The following is a 24,795-nucleotide window of genomic DNA, read 5'->3' on the forward strand; positions in this document are numbered from 1 at the left end:
CACCATTATCATGAAACAGCTATTCATATATTGTCTTCCCCTGTTGCTCTGTGCCAGCAGTTCGGCCCGCGCCCAGTCCACCGAGTTGCAACAACTGGCCCTCAACATTGAAAAACTCGCCCAGCTGCGCAGCATCCTCAATAATATGTACCGGGGTTACCAGATCATTTCCCGTGGGTATACGACCGTGAAAGATATTTCCGAGGGCAATTTTTCCATGCACCGGCTTTTTCTCGATGGCCTGCTGGCCGTCAGCCCCACCGTGCGCCGCTACCATAAGATCGCCGCCATTATCACCATGCAGCAGCAGATATGGCAGACTTACAGCCGCGACCGCCAGCGGCTGCGCACCCTGTCGGTATTCAGTGCCGGCGATATCGACTACTGCATGGGGGTATACAGTACGCTGCTCGACCAGTCCCTGCGCCACCTCGAAGACCTGCTGATGGTCACCACTGCCGGTAAACTGCGCATGAGCGACGCCGAAAGGATCGCCGCCATCGACCGGGTGTTTACCGCTACCCGCCGTAACCTCGACGCCACCCGCCAGTTCTCCGATCATTTTAAACTGGCCGCCGCCCAACGACAGGCCAAACAAGACCAATATCTCCAACTCAAAAAACACTACCGTCATGAAAGCCATTAACCCCCGGGCATTGCTGCCCTTTTTCTCCCTATTGGCCCTCTGCCTGCTGGTGCCCATGCTGGCCTCCGCCGAATTTGTCGCCGGGGTAGGCGATAAGATGAGTGCAGAATTTCGCCAGCTCGTCAAGGTCATGCAGCCGCTCTGCAAAGACCTGATCAACACGGCCCGCGCACTGGGCGGCTTCGGAGCATTATGGTATATCGGTTACCGGGTCTACAAACACCTGGCCGCCGCCGAAGCTATCGACTTTTTCCCTTTGCTGCGGCCATTTTTTTTGTCCATACTCATCGGCATCTATCCATTAGCGTTAGATACGCTCAACGCACTATTGGAACCTACCGTAATAGCCACCGATGCCATCGTTAAAAAATCCCGCGGGGATATCAATGATATGATGGACAAGCAGATCGAAGCCATATTTAACCCCGACTACGGCGAACTGAGCGGGGGCATGAACCAGGGAGATATCAAAGACTGGTACCAATATGAAAAAAAAGAAGGTGAGGATGGTCAGGTCAGCGAAGGCATGCAGTTTTCACTGGGCATGATCGGCGATTCGATCATGTGGGTCATCAAAGCATTTTTCTCTTGGGCCTTACAGCTGGTATACCTGGCCGCCGCCTTATGTATCAACGTCCTCAGAACATTCTATTTGGTCATATTGGGCATCATCGGCCCGCTGGTACTGGCCATCTCCATCTATGACGGCTTTGCCCATACGCTGGTGATCTGGATAGGTCGTTATATTAATGTGTTCCTCTGGCTGCCTATCTGTAACCTGATCGCCGCCCTGACCAATCGCATCTACGCCGGCGTACTGTTCATGGACGCAGACCAAGGATGGACACTCAAACATTCTCCTACCGATATCACCTACCTGATCTTTCTGTTCGTCGCTATCTACGCATATTTTTCTGTGCCATCCATTGCCAACTTCATTGTTCACGCCAGCGGAGGGGCCGCACTCACCCAAAAAATGAACAGTATGGTACACTCCACTTTCAAAGCGGCGGGTACAGCCTTCGGTGGCCCCGCAGGGGGAGCTGCTGCTGGTAGCATGACGGCAGACAAGCCCGGCCCGGATCAACAGCACGGCAATATGGCCGATGCCAAAAACTCCGAACCCTACCACAAAGACGCCTATCAAGTCAGCCAGATAGCCGGGAAATAATTTTCTAAAAACACCTGTCATGATCTTTCAGTCATTCCGTAACATCGACACCGCCATCCGCCACATGCGGCTGTTTGCGCTGGCCCTTACGCTGGCCAATTGCCTGGTCTGCGGGGCTGTACTCTATTACGCAGACCGCACCGTAACACGGCTATCGGCCAAAGTATACGTGATCGCCCATGATAAACTACTGGAAGCCGTAGCCGAAAACCGCAGCGAGAAACTACCGGTAGAACTGCGCCACCATGTGACCATGTTTCATCAGTCCTTCTATTCACTGGAACCCGACGAAAAAGTGATTGAGCGCAACCTGCTCAAAGCCTTTTACCTCGCAGACGGTTCGGCCAAAGCCGAAGCCGACAATCTCCGCGAAAGCGGCTATTATACGTCAATCATCGCCGGTAACATCAGCCAACAGGTACCCCCGCCCGATAGCATCTACCTGGACCGCCGTACCACACCCTGGCATTTCCGCTATTATGGTAAGCTCGTCCTCATCCGCGCCACCAGTATCGTTACCCGGTCATTGGTGACGCAGGGCTACCTGCGACCAACAGAGGCATCGGATAACAACCCGCACGGCTTTCTGATCGAACGCTGGCAGGTACTGGAAAACAAAGACCTCCAAATTGAAAAACGATAACCATGCGACTACTTTCCCGCAGTAAAAAAACCGAACCGGCGCAAAAAGTATCACCCAACCCGTGGATGCGCCATCAACTGGACGGGCTGGCCGACTGGCTGGGCCAGCGACAGCACCGGTTTTCCCTTGTCCAGAAAAAAAATATGCTCATCCTGTTTTTGCTGGCAGGCACCGCCTATTATTCAACCGTCTTATGGCAGGTATTGAGCAGTCCGCCAGCTACCGCCGCCCCCGGCATTCCGGGATTTGCTTCCCCTGAGCCATTACCGTCGCCTGGCCGCCAACCGGCCCACAACCCGCAGAGCTACCACCACTACCGCGACACCACGGCCGTCAACACTCACAAAAAATAAATGAACATGAAACCAAACGTCAACAAAAAAAAGCTGCCGCTGCTGTTTTTGCCGCTGCTGGCCGTGCCCATCACACTGATTGCGATCAGCCTGTCTGCCAAGCACTGCGGTCAGCAGGAGTCCGAACCATCCGGCAAAAGTGCGTTCAATAGTAAAGTGCCTGCCGCTAACCAGCAGCCACAGCCGAAAAACAAACTGGAAGCCTACCTCGCCGCACAAGCCGATTCTGTCAAAAAAAGCCAGGCACTGGCCGGCGACCCTTATGCGGCCACCGACCCAGTGGTGATAGACCCGCTGCCCGACCAGCACATGACCTATCCACGCATAGCACCAGCCCGCCCCGGCTCCCAAGACCGGGAACAACAAATGGAGCAGCGACTGGCTGACCTCTACAAAGCACTACAGCCCTCCCCAGCCGATAGCGGTGGCTCTGTCCCGCCACCAATACCAGCCCGCACGGAAGCAGAAGCCCCCACCGCACAGCTGGAACAAATGATGCAAATGCTCCAGCAGCAAAGCGGTGATGATCCGGAAATGGCACAGTTAAAATCTGTCCTCGAAAGTGCCCTTGACCTGCAATACCCGCAGCGGGTGAAAAACTGGCTATCAGCACAGGCTTCCGCCGCCAGGCCGAAACCGGTCGCTGTGCGCCTTTCGCCAATGGATACTGATAGTAGTGAACAGCGACCGGTTACCGCGCTGGCCCCTGCTGGCAACCGCTTCTATCCGGTCACCTATTCGATGACCACCGCCACCGATCCGGCAGCCACCTTTGTTGCCGCCGTCATCCACGACAACCAATCTGTACTGGAACGGGCCACCGTCAAACTGCGCACTTTGCAGGACATTTTTATCGGGGCCGACCGCATCCCCCGCAACAGTTTCATTTTTGGCAAAGCCACCCCGCAGGCTGACCGGCTGATGATAGAAGTTACCACCGTCAATTTCAACCAGGTCATCTACCCGGTCAAAGTCACCTTATTTGATGGAGTGGACGGAATGGAGGGCGTACGCATCGAGCGCACCATCGGCAATGAATCATCCAAAGAATCCATGACCGACGCCGTTTCACAACTGCAACTGGCCAGCCTGGACCCCTCCATTGGCCAGCAGGCTGCCAACACCGGGTTGCAGGCCATCCGGGGCCTGATGAACAAAAAAATAAAGCGCAAGCCCGTAGCCCTCAAAGCCGGCCATCAACTGCTGCTAAAATTCGAACAACCTTAACACTGCTTCATTCACCCTTTTAATTCTTTTATATGCGTACCATTATTTTTTTGTTGCTGTTGCTGAACTATCTATTTTTATTTGATTCGGTCGCCTCCGCCCAATCCACCCGGCCACTGCCCGGCCAGACCGAGGTGCCCCCCTTTAGATTAGAGGTGGGCTACGATTTTACGACCGTGTTGCGGTTTCCATCTCCCATCTATCCGTCCGACAGGGGTACCCAACAGGTCATTGCCCAAATCGAACCGTCTACCTCCAATATTTTAAAACTCAAAGCAGGAGAAAGAAATTTTTCACCCACCAGCCTGCATGTGTATACGCACGATAACCGGGTGTATGCCTTTGAACTGGTCTATGCCGAAAAGCCCAGCTGCACCACCTACGACCTGAGCCAGCTGGAAAGCAGTTTAAAAAACCTGCCTGCTGCCGGCAGTAGCCCGAAGGCCAGCGCCTACCAGTTGGCTACCGTCTGCGAACTGGTGAAATTCCGGCTACCCTTCCTACAGCTGGCAGATCACCGCTTCGGCATGGGGTGCCGCCTGCAGGGTATTTATCTGTTTGGCGATCACTTGCTCTTTGACTGGGAACTGTCCAACACTTCCAATATCCCCTATGAAATTGACTTTGCCCGTTTTTACATGAAAGATGCCCGGCGTGTAAAATCCTCCTCCACCCAACAAACGGCTTTGCAGCCCGATTACAGCGACGCCCAAACGCTGATCGGCGGCAACCAGACTATCCGGTACGTAATGGCCATCCCCCGTACGACCATTCCCGATAACAAGGAGTTTTATTTTGAACTGTTTGAAAAAAACGGCGGGCGTCATCTTTCCTTACGGATAAAAAACCGCCATCTCTTAAAAGCCAGAACACTGTAACCGTCATGGATAACGTTCATTTCTTCCAGCCGCCACCACCGGCCCAACCGCAGGATCGCGCGGCCTTTTTGCTCTACGAGATGGCCGTGCAAAACGCCCAGTTATACATACATCATCCGCATGGATTGCCGGGCAAAGACTTGCTGCAAATTGAGCTGGAACGCTACCAGCAGATTTATCACCACATCCGACGGCAGCCAGCGACAAAAACGGAGAAGGACACCCTCAAATTTGTCACATTTGAAATCAACCGCATACAGGCGCAACGAAGCGGGGGAGCATTGCGCCGGTTCTGGTACTCGCCGCTGGTAGCCACCCTACGGATATGGGCCAGCCGCAGAACTGACCTTTATAACTATCATTATAATAAGATCAATGCCGTCAAAACTGACATCATCCAAAACCATAACCTGCAAACCCTGTCTGGTGCATTAGCCGGACAGGGGTTTGCTGCCAGCATGGAAGGGCCGCTAAAAAAAATGATCAGCCAGGGGCTGGACAGCTTTCAGTTACCCTACTCCGATGACAACCACAAACGCGCTACGTTCCTGTTGCATTTTGATAAAATACCGGGTACCACCCTATATTACTTTTCCAGTTTCGAGGCCATTGCCAAATCCAGCGTACAAAGCCTGTTGGCCGGCGGCGGTCAAGGCCCGCGCTTACATTTTTCCTGTCTTGATAACGTACAAATCTCCGCCACGCAGGCAGCAGCCTTACTGGACGGACGCCCCGTATGCCTGCACATCAACCAGCAGGACAAGTGGCTGACACTGGACACCGGTAAGGTCGGCACCAAATTTCCCTTCACCCAACATGCCTATGACCTGGACGCCTACCTGCAGCAGTTGCCATTGGCCAACGGTAAATCCAACCAGTTACCTGCCCTGCGGGAAGCGTTGCGGCAGGGACAGTCAAAAACGGTGGCCTTACTCATCGACGGGCAGATTCAGAAAATCACTATCGCCGTAGACATTACCCGTCAGACACTTCAGTTGACGGATGCTGAGGGAAAAACCCATCCGTTCAGTTTTAATCAAACTACCGTAAGTCCCGTCAACCTTCAACACCAGCAGGGCCATACCCGCCAGGACGTGACCACCCAACAGAAATACAAACCGGAACTGCCACAGGGGCCGGATATTGACCAGATCATCCGCAACCGGGCGGGCCGGAGTAGATAACAAAAGCTACACGCTGTGTAGCTTTTTACAACCGACTGATAATGAATGTTGAACGGCAGCTATTACAAGACGTAACCGCCATTTTGGAAGCGGCCCGCAGCCGTGCCGCTGCCGCGGTCAATACCGCCATGATCCGGGCCTACTGGCTGGTCGGCCAGCGCATCGCCGAACAGGAACAAAATGGTAAACGCGCGGCCTACGGCGAGGCGTTGATAAAGACCCTCTCCCGGCAACTCTCCGGCCAGTTCGGTAGCGGCTTTTCGGTGGCCAGCCTTAAATCGTTTAGGCAGTTTTATTTGACCTTCCCCGCGCTGGGCGCCACCGGGCAGTTGCCCTCCGCACTCTCATGGAGCCACTACCGGCTGATCATGCGGGTCACGGACACCAATAGTCGCAACTATTACCTGCGCGAAGCCGCGCAGCAAAACTGGACGGTACGCCAGCTGGATCGCAATATTCAGACCCTGTATTATGAACGCCTGCGCCGTGCAGCTGCTGGTACCGATCTTTCACCTACCAGTGCCGAAAATATTCCCCCCACTATTCCCCCGGTTTCCAACAACCCAACCCCAGTTTCCACCAATACACCACCAGGTACACCACCCACAAACCCGGCTCCGCCCGCCGACAGTTTTTTTAAAGACCCCTATGTGTTCGAGTTCCTGAACGTGGCCCAACCCTTTAGCGGCAGCGAACGGGATTTGGAAACTACGCTGATAGCGCACTTGCAACATTTCCTGCTCGAACTGGGAAAAGGGTTTGCTTTCGTGGGCAGGCAGGTGCGAGTACCGACCGAAACGGCAGATTACTACGTGGATCTTGTCTTTTACAACTACCTGCTCAAATGTTTCGTGCTGTTCGACTTGAAGCTGGGAAGGCTGTCCCATGCCGACGTAGGGCAGATGGATATGTACGTGCGGTTGTTTGACGAGCTGAAACGTGGCGAGGGAGATGCGTTTACATTGGGCGTCATCCTTTGCACCGATAAAGACGAAACGGTGGTGCGCTACTCCGTATTGGCAGATAATCCCCGGCTTTTTGCCGCCCGTTATCAATTATACATGCCCTCTGAGAGCGAACTGATCGCTGAAATTGAGCGCGGGCTTTCGGCGCACCGGCACCAGCGGCAGGACTGAGACGAGCGCGGCGGCAGTGTTAAGAAGGGGGAGCAGCGACGCCCGTGCAGAGCCGGGCGACAGGCGCGCGCCTTCCGCTGCAATTCCTCGCAGCCGCCCACAGCCCCGCGCTTCGCTGCGGGATTTCCGCTACAGTCACGGCTATGCGCAGCTGCCGTGCAGGGCCGGGCGGTAGGTACGCTCCGGCCAGCCGCTACCGGATAGCAGCCACCCTGACGGGTCAAGCCGCCGTTGTCTGTCGTGGCGATACCTTACACCAAGGTATAACCGTAAATGTTGCCCCAATGGTGTCCACCAGTTTTACCACGCCTTTACCGCCAATATCAGGCCATTATCCGCCTCCATATCCCACCGTTTGCCTATTCCATTTCCCGGAGCCCAGCAAGGCAAAAAGGCCGGCAAAGCTACAACCCTGCCAAAAAATTCCAAGTACCAACACAGGACAGGGGCAGCGGCGGCGGGCCTGAAAAGGTCGCCGCTGCCCCTGTCCCGCCGCGCTGCAGGCTTGCGCGATAAAAAAAATGCCCCGGCCCGCGCCAGTGCCTGGCTGCGGGCATTTTTTTTCCTGCCCGCTGGCCCTCTTTGGGCACTTGGAATTGTTTGGCGGACGGGTCGTAAAGCCGGCCTTTCTTTTTGCCTTGCTGCCCTCCGGGAAAATGTTTCAGGGCAAAAAAATATCACAAAAAAAATGTTGTATGCAAACATTCTCGCTCAAATCGCACCTTCCCGACAGGGCCGCGCAGCCCTCCGCTTTTTTCGTGCAGTCCCGCGGACGCAACACGGGGCGGCCTTCCTACGCTCCCCGGCGTAATTGCTATGTCATTGCCTGTCAGGAACAAGACTTGTCCGTGACTTACTGGCTGGTGTATGCGCTTTGGAAGTCCGGCCACTTCCGGCGTAACCTGCAAGGCACCCGCACCCCTTACATCCGGGTAGGCCACATGCGCCACCTGATTGCGCGGGCCGTTCGCCGCTACGCCCATGAGTTGGAACCCGTACAACAACTTCAAAAAACCCTGCAATCTGAAATGCGCCTCATCCGTGAGCTGGACAGGGTGGCCCGTATGCGCACTGTCCTGCTGGCCGACCTGATCGACCACATTGCCTAACCACATCATTACACACTTAAAAACAGTTTATGATGAAGCAAGCCACCACCGCCCGCCGCGACATTCACCAAGAGGTAACGGATATCATTATCCGACAACTGGAAACCGGCACCATCCCATGGCGCAAGCCGTGGGACAGGTCTAAAAAGATGCAGGAAATCACGGTGACCCTGCCGGAAAACGGCACCACCGGCAGCCGGTACCGGGGTATCAACATCCTGATGTTGTGGGGTACCTTCTTTTCTAACGGCTACACCTCCCCGCAGTGGGCCTCCTATAAACAATGGGGCGCAACAGGCCAGCAGGTACGCAAAGGGGAAAAAGCGACCATGATCGTGTATTATAATACGCGGGAAGTCGAAAAGGATGGCGAGATCGAAAAAATCCCATTTATCAGATTCTCCTATGTATTCAACCGCTGCCAGCTGGACAGCTACGACCCCGGCGTAACCGACAGTACGCCCGCAGTGGATTTGGTAGATCGTATCGCAGCAGCCGACGAGTTTGTCACCCACACCGGCGCAACGGTATTGCATGATGGCGGTAACCGGGCCTTTTACCGCCATGCAGACGACAGCATACACATGCCGCCGCCACCCCTGTTTATTGATACGCCCGGTTGCTCTGCGACCGAAGGGTACTATTCCACGCTCCTGCATGAACTCACCCACTGGACGGGCGCACCCCACCGGATGGCGCGGAATATGGGTAAAACACACGGCGATAGAAACTATGCCGACGAAGAACTGGTGGCCGAGCTGGGGGCCGCATTCCTGTGTGCAGGCTTTGGCATTAACCGGCTCGATAACGGCCAACATGCCGCCTACATTCAGTCATGGCTGCCAAAACTAAAGGATAGCAAATACGCCATTTTCACCGCTGCCTCCGAAGCCTCCAAAGCGGTAGACTTTCTTTATCAGCTACAACCCCATCCCGTAACCGAAACCGCCGAACTGGTAGAAGCATAGCCGCATGGTGGCAATTGCTTTCCCCTATCTGCATTCATTCACCATCAATACAAATTACAATGGACAACACGACGCAACAACCCTTGCCAGACAGCCCGGCACAACTGGCCCGCATTATTGCCCGCGATTGGGAAAACGTTGACCCCAATGCAAAGCCTTATCTACAGGCCATGTACGCACTTCATTCAATCGGCGATAAGGTGGGGATGAACACCGGCAGCCATATCGTTATCCACTTTCTGGCCTTCGCCCGCAATTGGACGGGAGACACTGCCCAACAGGTGAAATCCAAACTAAGCAGTTTAGTGGTACCCTCATCCATTGCCAGCCCACCCATACCCTAACTGATTCCTAACGCAGCCGGTTACCCGGCTGCCAATTTCCTCACTGCAAAAACTCACATCATGAAACACAATTATGAAGAACACAAGAAAAGTAGGATTGACAACGCCCGCCGTCAGGCAGAAAAGCAAAGACAAATTTCCGAACAGCGACACAACGCCGCCCATCAAATAGCCAGTTGTATATCACCCGGTCAACCGATTTTAGTAGACCATTACAGCCGTAACCGCCACCGCCGCGACTTGGAAAAAATTAACAACAACATGCGCGCCTCTATCGAGGCGGACAAAAAAGCGGAGTACTACGACCAAAAGGCCGTCACCATTGAACAAAACACGGCCATCAGCAGCGACGACCCGAACGCACTGGAAAAACTGCGGGCAGAACTTGCCGGATGCGAGGCACGGCAAGCCTTCATGAAAGAAACCAACCAATGTATCAGGAGCCAGGACAAAGCCCGCTTCCTGCGAATGGAGGGCACCAGCGAAGAATTGTGGGAAAAAGTCAATTCGCCCAATGTGGTCGGCCATAAAGGATTTGCGCACTCTAAACTAACGAACAACAACGCCAATATCCGCCGACTGAAAGACCGGATTGCTGATCTGGAAAAAGCCGCCGCCATCCCCTTCGCCGAAGTGGTCTACAAGGGCATCACTCTGCGGCAAAACCCACAGATCGGTCGGATACAAATAATATTCCCCACCAGAACCGATTTGGCGGTTCATAAACAGCTGCGAAAGCTGGGGTTTGTTTTCTGCCGTTCGGAAAATGCCTACCAACGGCAATTGAACCACCGCAGCATTCGGGCCGCGATGGATTTCGCACGGGCATACTAACAAAGATCAGTAGCCGCGGTAAGCGGCTACACTTCATACAAACACACATCATGAAAGACACCATTACCGCTATCGCCGCCGCTTATGGCTGGACAGTGCAGCAAGTCGCCGCCACTTGTGAATTATACAACCGCGCGGGAGCAAGGGTTTGCATTGTCAGTGCCAAAGGCTCCCGGTATCATTTCCGCGATACCACTGGTACGCTCATCTATTCCGGTACCGACCTTGCCCGATCGGTAGAATGGGTACTAACCAAATACTATTACACACAAAAAATCGCCCATGCAAACCATGCAAAGGAAAATACATCCGAAAGCTAACAGGCGGCAACCCGGCCAACAGGAACGGGCACCCCTCTTTATTGTGGTAGACCTGTTTTGCGGTGCGGGTGGAGACGCCACCGGCTTTAACAATGCAGGCGGTCTGGCACTGGTGATCGCCTGCGTCAATCATGATGCCGTTGCCATCCGCAGCCACCGGCGCAATCACCCGTACGCCGCCCATTATAGTGAGGACGCCCGCACCTTTGACATACGCAAACTGAAAACACACGTAGACAAATACCGGTTGATCTATCCACATGCCAAACTCATCTTATGGATATCGGCAGACTGTACCCATTATTCCGATGCCGCAGGTGGCAAGCCCCGCGACCCGGACAGCCGCTCAATGCCGGAGATCCTGCACAAAGTCTATGACCCGCTGACAAAGACCTACCAGCCAGGTGACAGCTACCTGCAAATACTACAGCCCGACTATGTGCAAATGGAAAACGTAGAGGAATTTATGGCGTGGGGGCCACTGGACAAAAAAGGCAGGCCCATCCGCCGCCGCAACGGGGAGGACTGGTTACGCTGGCGAAAGGAAATTTGCGCACTGGGCTACCGGGACCAGTGGCGTAAACTCTGCGCGGCTGACTATGGCGCACATACCCACCGTACCCGTCTGTTCGGCATCTTTGCCCGCCCCGGCCTGCCCATCGTATTCCCACAGGCTACTCACAGCGAAATGCCCACCAATGGCGGGCTGTTCGGTGATCTGCTGCCGTGGAAACCTGTCCGGGAAATACTCAATCTGTCCGACACTGGCCCCAGCATCTTTTCCCGCAAAAAGCCACTGTGTGAAAACACCCTCCGCCGCATGATCGTCGGGGTAAAAAAGACCGTGGCTTTAAATGAAGATCAATTTTTTTCCCTGTACTACAGCGGGGGCGGCACCTATGCGTCACTATCCAGACCATCACCTGTTGTTCCCACCAGAGACAGAATCAGCCTTGTGACGCTGGTCAGACCGCAGCACACGCACACGATCTATAACCCATCTTGGGGCGGGCATTTTGTCGGGGTAGGCCGCCCCTGCCCGGTCGTCATGGCCCGGCAAGACAAAGCCCCGCTCCACCTGATCAGCATGACCGCCAGCCGCCCGCTGCTGACCTATCCGACCGACAGCCCGGCCACCGCCGAACTAAAGGAGCTGATGAGACGGTACGGCATCACCGATATCAAATGGCGGCTGCTTTCCATCCCCGAACTGCTGGCGATACAAGGCTTTCCACGCGATTACCAGTTAACAGGCGGAAGAACACGGCAAACAAAACATATCGGCAATGCCGTGGTACCGGTGGTGATCACCCGCTGGACACAAGCCCTTGCAGCCGCTGTATTACAGCTGGCTGCATGACGAAGAGAGAGACGCTAACGGCGGCTACTGTCCAGTAGCTGCCTTTTGCAACACGCATTTACTCACTTTAAAAAATACAATTATGCTAAACATGGAAACCACGATTTCATTTTCATTAGTAAGAAACGACGAAACGATTGCTTTTGCTTCCGCCGTCACTATACAGGATGCCGGGCCACTGTTACGGCGACCTCTGACCGAAGGTGAACGCTTGGCAATTTTTAGTTACGAGGATGGCAATCAACTTGATCATGACGAATTAATCGCCCTGCTCGATAAACACCCGGTAGCCTATCCGGATAGCTTTCCGATTATTATTTCGTGCGTGACCGCTACGATGTTTGAACACGGCGACGCATTAGCGGACGGCCTATGTGGGCAAGAGTATACCGATATTTTCCGGACGGCCACAACATGGGCCTCCGAATTTTACCGGCGTTTCCCCTTGCAACTATCCGGGCCGGAGCAGGACATTGACTGCCCACCCAACCCCTATAATGCCAGCTTTTGGGCCGATCTGGTGCATCAGTTCACCCGCGAAAAAATAGCGCAATTGATTACACAAAAAACATCCGTCGCATGAAACCAGCAGCAAAAGCCTATGCCGTCATGAGTGCCGCCGAAAAAATCCGGCTACTCTGTGACCTGTTCCCCTGTGCCGCTGCCGACATGCTGACCTATATCAGTATGGCGGCAAAAAATGCCGCCGCCTGTAAATCGGAACTACCGGAGCGGATGACCGCCATACCCACCCGCGCCCACTGGCTGACCATAGCCAACGATATACGGCGTATCGCCGCGGGCAAGGGCACACAACAAGGCAAGCTACAGGAAATATTTAGCGGGTACCGCATATCATTTGCCTGTCACTATCTGCGGCAGTTCGCTTTATGGGACGCCTGTCCTGTCAAGGTCTCCCTGTGCATTAAAATGCTATTCGGTAGTTAATCATATTTCATCATCAAAACTTTTGAGTATGTCACCACAACTTTTAGATATTGTGATTTTCCCGGCGATTTGCCGCACACTGTTACATGCCACTGGCTACCAGCCGGGCGACGCCCGGCACATACCCCATTGCTTTGCCATCAGTGAGGCTACCATCATCGAAATGGTGTACGACTGGCACCAGCTGAATTTGGATAGTTACAACGGAAGAAGCGAAGATAAAGTGTCGCGCTCGTTAGACATCCTGAAAATGACAATACCCGGCACACCTGTCAGCCCGGTGCAGTTGTGCAAATGGCTGCACGCCATTTATGACAACATTGAACTGGAAGCCATTATTAACGACCGACCACTGACAACAAAGGAAATGAAAGCCTTTAAAGGGTTGGTGAAAATTCTGGAAGATGTACAGCGCGTCATCCTCCGGTCCCTACCGGAGTATATCGTTGCCCAAACAGGGGTATAACGTGTAAAGGTGACCGGGAGCGCCGCCGGTTAAACAAGGGGCGCAAACACCAACAAATCACAGCAGCAAAAAAATGACAACGATAGTGACGGCGACATTCCGACGATCACCATTATCATTTTCTAAACTTCCATTTAAACATAGTCTAACATGAATAATAAACTCATCAACAAGACCGTACTGCCGCAGATTTACAGGAAACTCCGTCCGCATGCAAAAAGGGATGAGGGCGACATTGATTTCACGCATACTTGCCACTATTTGGACGCTACCACCATCGCAGAATTGGTGCTAACATGGTACAATCTCCACCTTGAGACCTACAACATCGAGGAAGACAAAGTGATTGACTTTCTGACGGACGCAAGTGCGCTTATTAACAACGACAACCCACCTAATACACTTCAGTTTCTAAAATGGCTACGGCATATAAGGAATGGGGTGGATATTGAATTATTAGACCGTGAGCGGACATTTATTGACACCGAAGCGGCAGCCGTTGACTATCTGGATAGTATCATCAATGCAGTTTTGTGGGAAGTAGTCAGCACCCACTCCCGTTATGAGGCCGCCAGCGACGACCTGCTATCGTAAGCCCGGCCCACAGCCGGGCGCGCCGCCGGCTAACAAGGGGCGCACATTTTTTCATCCTAAAAAAATTTTATGAACGTAAACCTCATCAGCCGCGATATTTTACCAGCCATCTACCGGAAAATGCGGCCTTCACCAGAAAGTGACGACACCGATATTGTATTCAGGCATGGCTGCCATTTCGTGAATGATGCTATGATAGCTGCTGCCGTTCATACATGGTACCGCCTGCACGTTGAAACCTACTGCATCATTAGCAATGTTACCATTGACGTAACCATCACCCCCACCAGCCTGATCACCAACGGCCCGCCACCCAGTACTATTCAGTTCGTCAAATGGCTGCGGCACCTAAAGGAATGCCTGGACATTGACCTGATCGACAGCAGGCGGTACACCACGAACGACGAAGTTCGATTTGTCACTTATTTGGACGACATACTGTACGAAGCGATGTGGTGCGTCATCAGCAGCCTGCCCGCCTACACCACTGCGAGTAACGGCACCACAACAGGAAACACCACAACATTCATCTTGTAAAATACAAACTATGTACATAGAACAACTTCCGGTACAAATCTATCCGGAACTCATCGAAAAAATGCGCGATGCCGGTCGGCAAAGCCACGGCAGTGCCGATTTCAACAAGGCTTGCTATAATAAGACCCGCTCACAGATGGTGGAATACGTGCGCTGTTGGCATAAAGTCAACACCCTCAGCGCAAAACTATTTGCGCAAGACTTTTCCGCCGAGGATATCCATTTGGAATATGACAAGATAGACCTGCCCGCCCGTTATCCGCTCATGGATACCTTCACGTTCATCAGGTGGCTACACCAACTCTACAGCAACTATCATTGGCAAGGGTTCACCGAAGACGACACCGATCCGGAAAGTCAAAAGGAAAAAGAGGCTTTTCAATGGCTGAAAGACCTGCTCTTAGACGCCTTGCTACAAGGCACCGCCGATGTAACCGGCATTTACGACATAGATGTGTATGATAACCTTCCGGACGACTTTGTAGACTGATCGCCGGTTCAGCCGACCATTAATTTATTATAATGATCGCTGCATTTTTTCATTGCACCTTGCGCGAAAATTTTACGGCGGAACCCGGCGATTCCCCTATTTTTGCAGCCCCGGCCCTGTAGTACAATGGATAGTATAGGAGTTTCCGAAGCTCTTGATACTGGTTCGATTCCAGTCGGGGTCACCAAAACCCGGTGTATACTTGTTCAAAAAACGGCATCAGTTGATGCCGTTTTTGCTTTGGTAGATTAACACCATTAAAATTTATAAACATCAGGAGTATGCCCCTGCCACTCTGCAAAGGCAGCTGGCCTCCGCCTCATTTTTGTATGGTTGCAACCCCGTACCCGCCTATCATCCACCATCATTACCAACCAAAAAAATGAGTATGAAAATTTTAGCCATTGTTTTGTTATCAGCGGTGTGTTTCATTTCCTGCAGGAAAATTGGCCCCAGCCCGGCAGCACCCTCACCAGCCAATATCTTCCCGGCTACGGCGACTTCAACACTCGATCCCCGGTTACGCCGCGTAATGGCCAGCCTGCAAGCCTCCGCACCAGCAACCCGCCACCTGTTGGCCGCACTGCCGCCAAACGCCGTCCCGTACTGGCAGTTCGCGTTAACGGGAACGCGCCAGCAGACCTTTGTCACCCTCATTCCGTTTAAGACCAGCCAGGACAGCCTGTTCACGGGCTTTATCGCACTGGAAGCCGACAGCCTCATTCACTTTTCCGCCTTTGACACTAAAGACCCCGGCAGTATGCCGCCAGCTTTTGCGTCCGCTCCGGAAAAATTTGAGATCAATCACGCGCTCAACGCGCTCAACCACCGGGGATTCGGAAAAAAAGTCTATTCGACGGCAGGGTTATCGGCTGCCGACCTTCACCGGTTGGATCAGGTCAAACGGCCTGCCGACAGCCAGTTACAGGAAGACGACATTTTCCTGCCGGTAGAGAGTTGCTATAATTGGTCTACCTGCATCGGTGACGGTTACGGCAACTGTATTGGTGAAACCTACTACTTTTCGGAATGTATCACCATCACCTACTGGATCGACACGAGCAACCCACCCCCCGGTTACCCCTACGATGAACCCGGCATGGGTGATGGTGGCGTCCAGCCACCGGACCCCAGCCATCCCGGCGGCCCCAGCGGTACACCTCCAGCACCCATGCCGCCGCCCCAAACGCCCATCGACAACCTGCAGCAATACCTGGACTGCTTTACCAGTCAGCTGCCGGCCAAAGTCACCATCTACGTGGATCAACCAGTACCCGGTAGCACAGAACCGGTGTCCATACTGGGCGGCATCGGACATGCTTACCTGTCCTTTGAACAACAGGCAGACGACCAGCTGATCCGCCGGACGATTGGGTTCTATGCCGCAGACGGCGTTGACCCCTTCCGGCACAAATCCAGTGCAGCAATCTTAGGTAATGATGCCGGGCGTACATATGATGTAAAACTGACCATCGAGGTTTCGGGGGCGCAGCTGGAAGCCATGCTGGTGGCCGTCAAAGGATATCCCGAAGCATACCACATGGATGATTACAATTGCGTCAACTTTGTCCTTGATGTGGCAGGCCCGGGCGGCATTGTGCTGCCACGTACCCGCGGCTGGTGGTATACCGGAAGTGGCCTAAATCCCGGTAATTTAGGGGAAGATCTTCGCAAACAGACGGGTGCCATTGGACAAAGCGGGCAATGCCTACCAGATACCGGCAGTTGCCAGTAATATCAATGGGTACCACAACGGTACCCATTTTTACATGAACTTCATCAGTTGGGAGGTTGAAAGTAATTAACGGGGGGGCTGTTTCGGTAATCATTGACCGCACCACAATGACTGTCCATTTTTGCCCATCGTTTGACCAGGCGGGTCATTCGGTCAGAAAATATGGCGTTGAAAAGGATTGACTTCCCCGCGCTCAGGTTATGGTGCATTTCCTGTACCCAAAGCTCCAGCCTTTTTTCACTGATGGCATCCATGCCGGTGATCACTAATAATGAACCGTTTAGCCGCGCCGTCGCGGCGAGTTCTTCGGAAATCTCTTTTAAGAGCCGTTCTTTTTCAGTCATAGGTGCAGGGCTTTCTATAAAGATACCATTGCCCCCATCATGAAAAGCACGGGAAATCCACCGTTTTTTCACGGGCCGGCGACCGTCAAAACTACCGAAGCTGTATCTGTTCAAGGTCTGGCAGCAGTCGCCGCTGAAGTCCCTGAAATAATGAATCCTTTCTATTGTAATAATAGGAACCAGATTGGCCCGCATAATCCATTGGCGCATCTACAAAACTGATGCGTAAATCGTTTATATGTTGATCCCGTAGAAAAATGTAGGAGTATATCAGCACTGCGTAGTAGTCTGCCGTATTATTATAATCCTGAATGGTAGGCAGGTTGTAAATTTTTCCATTTAATCTAACCGCAATTACGCCAGCAATACTATCCAAACTAATCGTACTGCTCCGCGGCAACGCCGCAGCAATACGGTTTAATCGTTGTTGGGTATTATTGCAAAAAGTAGGCGGTTGGTCAAGCAAATTAGCAGGTATTGCCTTATCACAATAACTATTTTCCCTTTTTCCATCTATCAGAAAACAAAACAGCACATTCTCAGCCACATTCGAGGAATCAGCAAAAACAAAATCGTATACAAGCTGCGCCTGGCCCCGCGCACGTTCCCACATTTTTTTGTCTTCTCCCGGTGGAACCGGGCCTGCAAATGGATACTTAAAAAGCAATGTTATTTTTCCTGTAGTGTGGTCCGTAACGGCTACCCATTCAGCCGTAGGGTACATTGAAGCTGCAACCACCAATCGTTCCTTAAAGGTTAACGGGGTAAAAGCAATACCGGCACCAGTACGACAAGCATAGCAAACGACACAGCACAAACAAAACAAAACACATTTCATATATAGGGTTTTTGATGACAAACAGCAAACGACTTCCGTGTTAGAAAACACGACTACAATATGACGTTTATGTTCGCATTTTACCCATCAAATCATTGAAAACGATATCCTTAAAAAAGTGCGGCACTGTTGGTCGCGCTATAGAAAAGGCAATCTTTTTTTTATTGAATTGTAAATCGAAAAATATGGACCTCTCCGGGGTGTTATACGGATTTTACTCCAACAAAGAAATGTCAGTCGTTTTTGACGAGCTAAAAAAAGTAGCAGAAAGCATACAATATGTTTTCCAACTTGACGCATTTGACGAGTATGATAATATGCTTTTCTCCAAAGATGAAAACTTGCTCCTGTTGCACTATGAAAAAGGGTACAATACAGAACTTGCAGTTGAGGGCTGCTTTCACATAGAAGCAAAAAAGACGAAATTGCATGGCATCGCCCGATTGTTGGAATTTGAAGGAAAGTCTGACTTTGAACCGTTCGATATCAACCTGGCCTTTACTACGGTTTACTATTATGTACTCACTGTTCCGCACTTTACAGAGCAGAATGCGTTCTCTAAAAAAATCTACGATTCGCTATCGCGGGTATTAGCAAAGTAATCAATCCTTCCAAAATTCTATTCAAATACTGGTAATACAACTATGAAATGGTATAACATTGCTACGAAATAAATTGCTCTCATAGATATTAATTGAGGGTTATAAATTTGATTGGTTTGAAGATGCAAAAAGTAATAACAAACAAAAAACGATCAGAAAAGCACACTTGAAAACAATCCATTATAGGACAGAAGTAGCTATACAACTGATTATTTGAGAAGATAATTTTCTACAATTCCAACAAACGAGTAACAATGAAAACCATTGTAACGGGCCAAACACTATTATAATCGGGTGCGTCAAGATTTTGGATAAACAATTTTCTTTTTTCATGAATGCTGGAACAAACGTGCGATTACCTCACCAAATTACCAATAACACAAACGTGTTATAGACTGCACCTTAAGTGTGAATACAAGAAAGTTCGGCAGTCGCCACATCTCGCAAACCTGTTTGTGAAAATTTCTGAAATTGAAAAACTTTTCCCCAAACTTCACCCCAGATTGATAAAAATACACTCATAATATATACCAGCGTGGCATAACGACCCAAAACGGAGCAAACCAAACCAATCCAAATCTTAACCTCCACCCCACCCACAACCGAATTGTCGTAAAGATGAAGAAGATAACCCTACTATTAACGGAAATCGCCAATCTTCTGACATCCGATTCTATGCGCTGGCAGTTTTTGACCCGGATTAATCTCTTGCTGGCCTTCATGACCACTTTATATGGTACGGGTTTTTATCTGTACACCCATGACCTCCGTGGACTGGTCCCGAACCTGATAGAAGCACTCCTGTTTATAATAATTGCTACAATTAACCAATTTCGGCTACACTTTATGGCTGCCCATTTAACGGTACTGGTCAGTAATTTAACCATCGTGTACTATAGTGCCTTACTGGGTAGTATCGTGGAGGTGCATTTACTCGTCATTTTTTATGTTGGATTGGCCTTTTACCTCTTCCGGGATAATATTACACACTGTGCCATCTCCGTATCTATTACGGCGTTTGCGTGGATTTGTTGTGAGGTAACTTACTATCTTGAATGGGTACATCCAATCGAGATAAGCCGTGACCACCTTTTTGCCACCCGCTGGCTGGCAATTCCATTTATACTGATACTGGACATACTGATGATCTCACTGCACATTTATATTATTTGGCGGCAGCTCAAAAGCAGAACACAAAAATTCGCAGAATCTTCGCATGAATTGCGGAATGCTTTCCAGCTAATTCTTAGCATCATTGAAAAAGAGCGCCGGGACGGCCACAATTCACCGCAAATGGATGAGATCTATCGTTCGGCGTTATTTGTTCGACAGCTTGTTACCTCAGAACTTGACACCGCCAAAATAGAAGCCGGCCAGGAGGACCAGATTACACTTCATTCGGTTGAAATCAAACCATTTTTGGATAGTATCGTTGCACAGAACCGTTTTCTGGCTGCCGACAAAAACGTGACCATCGACTACAGTTGCAAAATGCCCACCTACATTCTGACCGACCAACCAGCTATTATTAAAATCGTGAACAATCTGTTGAGCAACGCCATCAAATTCACCCCCATCGGCTCTACCGTTTCAGTACAGATTTTCTATTCAGAAGAAAGGTGGCAAATCAACGTAACCGACCAGGGTCCAGGGATTGACCAAACCCTGCTGCCCAAAATCTATGCGCCGTATGTGTCAAAAGGGGGGAGCCTCGAAGGGACGGGCTTAGGACTCTTTATTACCCGCAAACTGGTACGGCAATTAAGAGGCAGCATCAGCCTGACCCCTTTTGACGGAGGAACAAAAGCGACCATTATTTTACCCCTGAAAATTGGCACCCCGCCAAACGCGCATAGCCCTATATGGGACCGGCAACCATTGGGAGGCAAAACCGTGCTGATCATAGAAGACAACGAAATGATGCTCACCCTGACTGGCCGGTTTATGGAGCAAGCGGGGGCAGCGACGTTGTTAGCACGGGACGCACTTGTTGGATATGAGCTTGCCCAACGACATATACCGGATGCTATTATTCTGGATCTCGAAACAAGCGATAAGATTTCCGGTCCGGCTGCCATACGCATGTTCAAATCGTACGTTCCCTTGCAGAAGGTACCTATCATCGTGTTAACGGGTGCCACGATGAAGGAAACGCTTGCTCAGGCAACAAATGCGGGAGCCGCCAAGTGCTTTTCAAAGCCATTACCCTACAGTGATGTGTTAATTTTTATGCGTGATCTGTTTCCTAAAAATGCGGCTATCGAATCCTGACAACCGGCCTGTTCAGCAGCGGCACAAAACGATACCGTTGCGTATCTACAGTTGACCAAACAATATTTGCATTCATCATCACACCCAGCCCTTGCGTAAAGCGCACCACTTCGGCATCTACCAGCGTATCGCCAAATACCGGAGGATTCCACCCCAACTGAATAAATTCCTTCACCCATTTATCATGAAAACGCACAGCAGCATGAACTGCTTCTTTAATACTGCCCCCCCTTTCCCGCCGCAATAACATCACCAGGTTCAGTTCGTCGCCTTCAGCCAATTCTTTCCTAAACGAAAAGATATCATTTGCCCAGCAGATGGTGGATGCAGCCAAGTGCATGAGCCTTTGCATCGTGCAATTCTCATAAACATAATCTGGAAGATCTATTTGTTCCATGACCAGCAGCAGATAGGCGAAAAAGTTGGCTCCGCCGATCATGGGACGAAATTTCAAATACTCACTAAGATCAGGCGATACATCCCTGTCCACAATTTCCATACGCCAAAGATTGGCCTGCAGTGCAGCTTTTAAACTTGCTTTAAATCTGTGTTGCCATACCTGCGTACTGATGGCCATCAACCTATGCCAAATATCAGCAAAGCCAGTCAGTACAGCACTATCTACCGGAGCCGCGGTATTTTCCATGATAGAGATCATGCTATTGACCATGCCTTTGAACATCCGGCTTTTCATACCTTTAGTCTGATGGCCATCAAAATCGTCGTCCAGTAAAAATAGTAGGGCATTAAAATCGGAGGCAACACATAGCCGCTCCAAGTCGGCATGAGGGAACATTCGCGCGACCATCCAGGTGAAATTCCCTTCACCGTTCATCCGGCGCTCTCTATCAGTCGGCAACAATCCATAGCGGGACATCCACAAAGCAGTGGAATCTTCAGCTAATTGTAAAAATGGGTTTAGCTTTCCCGGGAATGGGGAAAGCAGCTTTACGTGTACCATAATCTGCGCTTTTATAATGGTTATTAATCTATTATAATATAACTATTATAAATCATGGAAGATGTTAATTGCGCGGATAGAAGATTGTTAATGTGGGGTGCAGAAATAGCGCAGTGAAAGCGTTTGTTTCATCTGTTTACCTTGCCCAAACATTTGTATCAGGCAATTTAAATGCACTGCTCCCAGAACGAACCTATAGAAAGTGGAAAAGGATAATTGAAGCGAAGGATTCAATACATACGTGGCCTTTTTCAATGCCGCGATTCTATTTTAAAAAAGGAATTCGTTCTTTGAAACGGAAAGCAATAAACGATATTCTAAAGCCCTTACATTTGAAACTGCAGCATACATTTAAATTCATAAGAATATAAAAAAAGAATATTTATGGAATTCACTATTTTATGTATCTTTTAAATGGCAAAAGGCCGAGCGGTTAAATAGAAAAGCACCGATTACTCCCATGTAGCAACAAATTCGCTCAGCAGAGATCATCTTGGTTGCGCTTTATTTTCCCAACTGTATTATGATATTCTTTGTTCATTATTCCATATAAACAGGGAAATGATTGCTCTATGATTTGCCCGATGGAAAACACCCTCGTTAATCCAATCCCATAATATGAAAAAGTGCTTATCGTTAACTTTAATTGCCGTCACTGCCGGTCTGTTATTCTATGGTTGCTCAAAGAATAACGCAACAGAGAAACCCACCCCGCAGGAACAACAAGGAGATTTCTCCTTAGACAACGCGAAGTCCTATTTCGAGGATTACATAAAATCCGTCGATAATGCTTCCATCATTGGGAACGCCCCTACCAAATACCATAATATTCCCGACTGGCAGAACGCCAAACTCGAAAAAGGGGACAATAATATTTTATTCTGGAAAGTCCCCCTCAACAGTAAAAAAATAACGCTTCGGCGTCTAACCGAGTTCAGGAATGGACAGAAGCCAAAAGATATTTTTTTGCCCAGCCCCTGGCTTCTTATATACCAGGATTCAACGCGAACCATGCAAATGCTGGTTATGCAGGCGGTGCCTGCCAAATCTACATTTGAGCCATCCGGATTCGATGGGGAGGTAAAAATGTTCACCTGGACGGGAGATTATCAAGTCGGTTTTATATACGAAAACGGCGAAAAGTGCAAACAAATCACACCGGCTAATACCACTCGAAAAAGAAAATTCGATCCTAATGCTCGGTATGAATATACATGCAAGGAATATTTGGAATGCGAATATCAGTCGCAATGCTCTGGCATGACCTCAGATGGGTTTCACGTTTTTGTAGCGTTCGCAACCGTACGCGATGAATACAGCTGCTTTTCGCCTTCAGAAGACCCCCACCTTTCCGCGTTTAGTGCGAATCCCTCTGTGTCTTGGAGTTGCGGTGTTTGGGAACAAACAAACACCACTACAACGGTGATCTGCGAAGATGTTTGGATTGATGACATTCCTGACAACGACCCGGAGCCTGAACCGTATATACCCGACCCGACACTACCAGAAGGTTACGGCGTGGAAACCGTCGACGTGAAGTTGAAAAATCCGTGCCATAAGGAAACGGCCATTGACATGATGAATTACCGGATGATGAGTGATATTGTTGAAAAAGCCCAGCGGATTTTTGGAGTCTCCCGTAAAGTCAACTTAACATTTCAGGATAAAGAGCAATTTGCCATCGACTACCCCAGTACAACATGGCAAAATTCATGGAACGGAGCAACCGGCACTAAACACGTTGGTGACAAAATGAATGTGACAATTTATTTAAATTCTCCCAAATTTGCCGACGCTTCGAAAGAGGCACTCATGCAAGTTTTTCTCCACGAGTTAGTACACGCTATACTGGCGGATGAAGGAGATTATACAGAAACTTACGAACATCAGTTGATGGCAAAAAATTATTATGAGGAAATGAACGCCTTTATGATGGATATGTTTGGCATGAGCAAGTCAGACGCTGAATTGCTAAATCTTACGGGACTGGGCAACACTATTTTGGGAGCAACTCTATTGCAGGCTTTTCCAGAAAGGTATGAGGCAGCTCGGCTACTTTTTATTGAATATCGAACCGGTGCGAAGGGTACAAAATGCGACTGAACCTATTTTAGCAAAAAAGTACTACTTTAAATTATAGCTACAAGATTAAACAAAACGATAGATCTTATGAAAAAAGCAATATTTCTGATCATGATATTGACTATTGGCTATCTTCAAGGATATGCACAAAAGCTGCCGGCAGATTTAATTAAATCAATTTCAAATGCTATCACCCCCAAATTTACGGCGCACGCCGATTCGGTAGATATATATACCGTTGCACTCGTATTGTCAGCCGACGGCAAACGACAATCCCTAACGTTTTCAGCTGGAACACCGGCATCTGTCAAAGATGATATAGTACGGCGATTAAATGCAGCTTACGTTCACCTTACACCATTGGACACGTACTGGAAGGAATATTGCAAAAAAAATGACATCCGAAACAATACCTGCTTTATTCAACCGGTGCTCGTGCGATTTGAGGAAACTGACAAGAGGATTTTCACAGTGGACCAGGTATCTGACAAGGTTACCGCTGCTTTAACTTTTGAAGACATGTATTTGGGTGTCAAGGAAAATATGAAGATTGTATGGTTACCCGCAAAAACCTCACGTATATTACGTGAACGGGTGGTACAGTAGGCGACCAGAAATATACCAGTGTCGCGTTGATGGGCAGCAGGTTAAACAAAGTGAGAAAATATCTGCTTTATAATGCATTTCCTGAAATAATTTGGATATTTAAGGTACTCATACGATTATCTTTCGCATGTGTTGACCGCTGAAAGCA

28 protein-coding genes and 1 tRNA gene are annotated in these 24,795 nt (G+C 50.1%); 26 read left to right on the forward strand and 3 right to left on the reverse strand.

The annotated features are described in order from the left end of the window. Positions 1 to 10: 10 nt before the first annotated feature. The 22 genes from EGT74_RS06455 to EGT74_RS06560 all read left to right on the forward strand — a co-directional run bounded on the left by EGT74_RS06455 (position 11) and on the right by EGT74_RS06560 (position 16,943). Positions 11 to 646, forward strand: a complete 636-nt coding sequence (locus EGT74_RS06455) for a TerB family tellurite resistance protein (RefSeq protein ID WP_123845699.1) — start codon at positions 11 to 13, stop codon at positions 644 to 646. Next, positions 633 to 1,817 (forward strand): conjugative transposon protein TraJ, encoded by a 1,185-nt coding sequence (locus EGT74_RS06460; RefSeq protein ID WP_123845700.1) that lies wholly within the window; start codon positions 633 to 635, stop codon positions 1,815 to 1,817. The genes EGT74_RS06455 and EGT74_RS06460 overlap by 14 nt, the downstream gene beginning before the upstream one ends. A 19-nt stretch (positions 1,818 to 1,836) precedes the next feature. Beyond that, positions 1,837 to 2,460 (forward strand): conjugative transposon protein TraK, encoded by a 624-nt coding sequence (gene traK / locus EGT74_RS06465; protein ID WP_246008132.1) that lies wholly within the window; start codon positions 1,837 to 1,839, stop codon positions 2,458 to 2,460. Between the two features lie 2 nt (positions 2,461 to 2,462). Next, positions 2,463 to 2,813, forward strand: a complete 351-nt coding sequence (locus tag EGT74_RS06470) for a hypothetical protein (RefSeq protein ID WP_123845701.1) — start codon at positions 2,463 to 2,465, stop codon at positions 2,811 to 2,813. Between the two features lie 6 nt (positions 2,814 to 2,819). Next, positions 2,820 to 4,040, forward strand: coding sequence for a conjugative transposon protein TraM (traM, locus tag EGT74_RS06475; protein WP_158618034.1), 1,221 nt, complete (start codon positions 2,820 to 2,822; stop codon positions 4,038 to 4,040). Between the two features lie 32 nt (positions 4,041 to 4,072). After that, positions 4,073 to 4,918, forward strand: coding sequence for a conjugative transposon protein TraN (gene traN, locus EGT74_RS06480; RefSeq protein WP_123845703.1), 846 nt, complete (start codon positions 4,073 to 4,075; stop codon positions 4,916 to 4,918). A gap of 5 nt (positions 4,919 to 4,923) precedes the next feature. Continuing rightward, complete coding sequence (locus EGT74_RS06485) at positions 4,924 to 6,102, forward strand: hypothetical protein (RefSeq protein ID WP_123845704.1); 1,179 nt, start codon at positions 4,924 to 4,926, stop codon at positions 6,100 to 6,102. A 41-nt stretch (positions 6,103 to 6,143) separates the two neighbouring features. Continuing rightward, a complete protein-coding gene (locus EGT74_RS06490) occupies positions 6,144 to 7,238 on the forward strand; it encodes a PDDEXK nuclease domain-containing protein (RefSeq protein ID WP_123845705.1) in 1,095 nt (364 codons plus the stop codon). A gap of 695 nt (positions 7,239 to 7,933) precedes the next feature. After that, the gene (locus EGT74_RS27335) at positions 7,934 to 8,347 is read left to right on the forward strand and encodes a DUF6943 family protein (protein ID WP_394338023.1); all 414 of its coding nucleotides are present in this window, start codon (positions 7,934 to 7,936) and stop codon (positions 8,345 to 8,347) included. Between the two features lie 29 nt (positions 8,348 to 8,376). Continuing rightward, entirely contained in the window at positions 8,377 to 9,315 is a 939-nt protein-coding gene (locus EGT74_RS06500; RefSeq protein WP_123845707.1) for an ArdC family protein, read from the forward strand. Positions 9,316 to 9,374: 59 nt separating this feature from the next. After that, a complete protein-coding gene (locus EGT74_RS06505) occupies positions 9,375 to 9,659 on the forward strand; it encodes a hypothetical protein (RefSeq protein ID WP_123845708.1) in 285 nt (94 codons plus the stop codon). Between the two features lie 60 nt (positions 9,660 to 9,719). Further along, complete coding sequence (locus EGT74_RS06510) at positions 9,720 to 10,493, forward strand: DUF3560 domain-containing protein (RefSeq protein ID WP_123845709.1); 774 nt, start codon at positions 9,720 to 9,722, stop codon at positions 10,491 to 10,493. A 50-nt stretch (positions 10,494 to 10,543) separates the two neighbouring features. Beyond that, entirely contained in the window at positions 10,544 to 10,813 is a 270-nt protein-coding gene (locus EGT74_RS06515) for a hypothetical protein (protein WP_123845710.1), read from the forward strand. Next, positions 10,785 to 12,173 (forward strand): DNA cytosine methyltransferase, encoded by a 1,389-nt coding sequence (locus EGT74_RS06520; protein WP_158618035.1) that lies wholly within the window; start codon positions 10,785 to 10,787, stop codon positions 12,171 to 12,173. Before EGT74_RS06515 ends, EGT74_RS06520 begins: the two co-directional genes overlap by 29 nt. 91 nt (positions 12,174 to 12,264) lie before the next feature. Beyond that, positions 12,265 to 12,756 carry a hypothetical protein gene (locus EGT74_RS06525; protein ID WP_123845712.1) on the forward strand — a complete coding sequence of 164 codons (492 nt, stop codon included), beginning with the start codon at positions 12,265 to 12,267 and terminating at the stop codon, positions 12,754 to 12,756. Continuing rightward, complete coding sequence (locus tag EGT74_RS06530; protein ID WP_123845713.1) at positions 12,753 to 13,121, forward strand: hypothetical protein; 369 nt, start codon at positions 12,753 to 12,755, stop codon at positions 13,119 to 13,121. Before EGT74_RS06525 ends, EGT74_RS06530 begins: the two co-directional genes overlap by 4 nt. Positions 13,122 to 13,149: 28 nt before the next feature. Further along, a complete protein-coding gene (locus EGT74_RS06535) occupies positions 13,150 to 13,587 on the forward strand; it encodes a hypothetical protein (RefSeq protein ID WP_123845714.1) in 438 nt (145 codons plus the stop codon). Between the two features lie 150 nt (positions 13,588 to 13,737). Next, positions 13,738 to 14,181, forward strand: a complete 444-nt coding sequence (locus EGT74_RS06540) for a hypothetical protein (RefSeq protein WP_123845715.1) — start codon at positions 13,738 to 13,740, stop codon at positions 14,179 to 14,181. Between the two features lie 69 nt (positions 14,182 to 14,250). Further along, complete coding sequence (locus tag EGT74_RS06545; protein WP_123845716.1) at positions 14,251 to 14,718, forward strand: hypothetical protein; 468 nt, start codon at positions 14,251 to 14,253, stop codon at positions 14,716 to 14,718. Positions 14,719 to 14,728: 10 nt separating this feature from the next. Next, a complete protein-coding gene (locus tag EGT74_RS06550; RefSeq protein ID WP_123845717.1) occupies positions 14,729 to 15,208 on the forward strand; it encodes a hypothetical protein in 480 nt (159 codons plus the stop codon). A 112-nt stretch (positions 15,209 to 15,320) separates the two neighbouring features. Then, positions 15,321 to 15,395: transfer RNA gene (locus EGT74_RS06555), tRNA-Arg, on the forward strand. Between the two features lie 201 nt (positions 15,396 to 15,596). Continuing rightward, positions 15,597 to 16,943: a hypothetical protein gene (locus EGT74_RS06560; protein WP_123845718.1), complete on the forward strand. Its 1,347-nt coding sequence runs from the start codon at positions 15,597 to 15,599 to the stop codon at positions 16,941 to 16,943. Positions 16,944 to 16,987: 44 nt separating this feature from the next. Here EGT74_RS06560 and EGT74_RS06565 read toward each other — a convergent pair whose 3' ends face one another. Together EGT74_RS06565 and EGT74_RS06570 are read right to left on the reverse strand one after the other, a co-directional pair. Continuing rightward, the gene (locus EGT74_RS06565) at positions 16,988 to 17,287 is read right to left on the reverse strand and encodes a hypothetical protein (RefSeq protein ID WP_123845719.1); all 300 of its coding nucleotides are present in this window, start codon (positions 17,285 to 17,287) and stop codon (positions 16,988 to 16,990) included. Positions 17,288 to 17,378: 91 nt separating this feature from the next. Continuing rightward, entirely contained in the window at positions 17,379 to 18,125 is a 747-nt protein-coding gene (locus EGT74_RS06570; protein WP_123845720.1) for a hypothetical protein, read from the reverse strand. Positions 18,126 to 18,310: 185 nt separating this feature from the next. On the opposite strand from EGT74_RS06570, the gene EGT74_RS06575 reads away from it, so the two are divergent. Continuing rightward, positions 18,311 to 18,727: a hypothetical protein gene (locus EGT74_RS06575; RefSeq protein ID WP_123845721.1), complete on the forward strand. Its 417-nt coding sequence runs from the start codon at positions 18,311 to 18,313 to the stop codon at positions 18,725 to 18,727. A 618-nt stretch (positions 18,728 to 19,345) separates the two neighbouring features. Further along, on the forward strand, positions 19,346 to 20,998 hold the full coding sequence (locus tag EGT74_RS06580; RefSeq protein ID WP_123845722.1) for an ATP-binding response regulator: 1,653 nt from the start codon (positions 19,346 to 19,348) through the stop codon (positions 20,996 to 20,998). Here the strand turns inward: EGT74_RS06580 and EGT74_RS06585 are convergent. Continuing rightward, positions 20,985 to 21,959, reverse strand: a complete 975-nt coding sequence (locus tag EGT74_RS06585) for a terpene synthase family protein (RefSeq protein ID WP_123845723.1) — start codon at positions 21,957 to 21,959, stop codon at positions 20,985 to 20,987. The genes EGT74_RS06580 and EGT74_RS06585 overlap by 14 nt on opposite strands. Positions 21,960 to 22,577: 618 nt before the next feature. On the opposite strand from EGT74_RS06585, the gene EGT74_RS06590 reads away from it, so the two are divergent. Both EGT74_RS06590 and EGT74_RS06595 read left to right on the forward strand, forming a co-directional pair. After that, complete coding sequence (locus EGT74_RS06590) at positions 22,578 to 24,062, forward strand: hypothetical protein (RefSeq protein ID WP_123845724.1); 1,485 nt, start codon at positions 22,578 to 22,580, stop codon at positions 24,060 to 24,062. Positions 24,063 to 24,128: 66 nt separating this feature from the next. Continuing rightward, the gene (locus EGT74_RS06595) at positions 24,129 to 24,647 is read left to right on the forward strand and encodes a hypothetical protein (RefSeq protein WP_123845725.1); all 519 of its coding nucleotides are present in this window, start codon (positions 24,129 to 24,131) and stop codon (positions 24,645 to 24,647) included. Positions 24,648 to 24,795 lie beyond the last annotated feature (148 nt).

The organism is Chitinophaga lutea, from assembly GCF_003813775.1.
Classification (GTDB): Bacteria; Bacteroidota; Bacteroidia; order Chitinophagales; family Chitinophagaceae; genus Chitinophaga; species Chitinophaga lutea.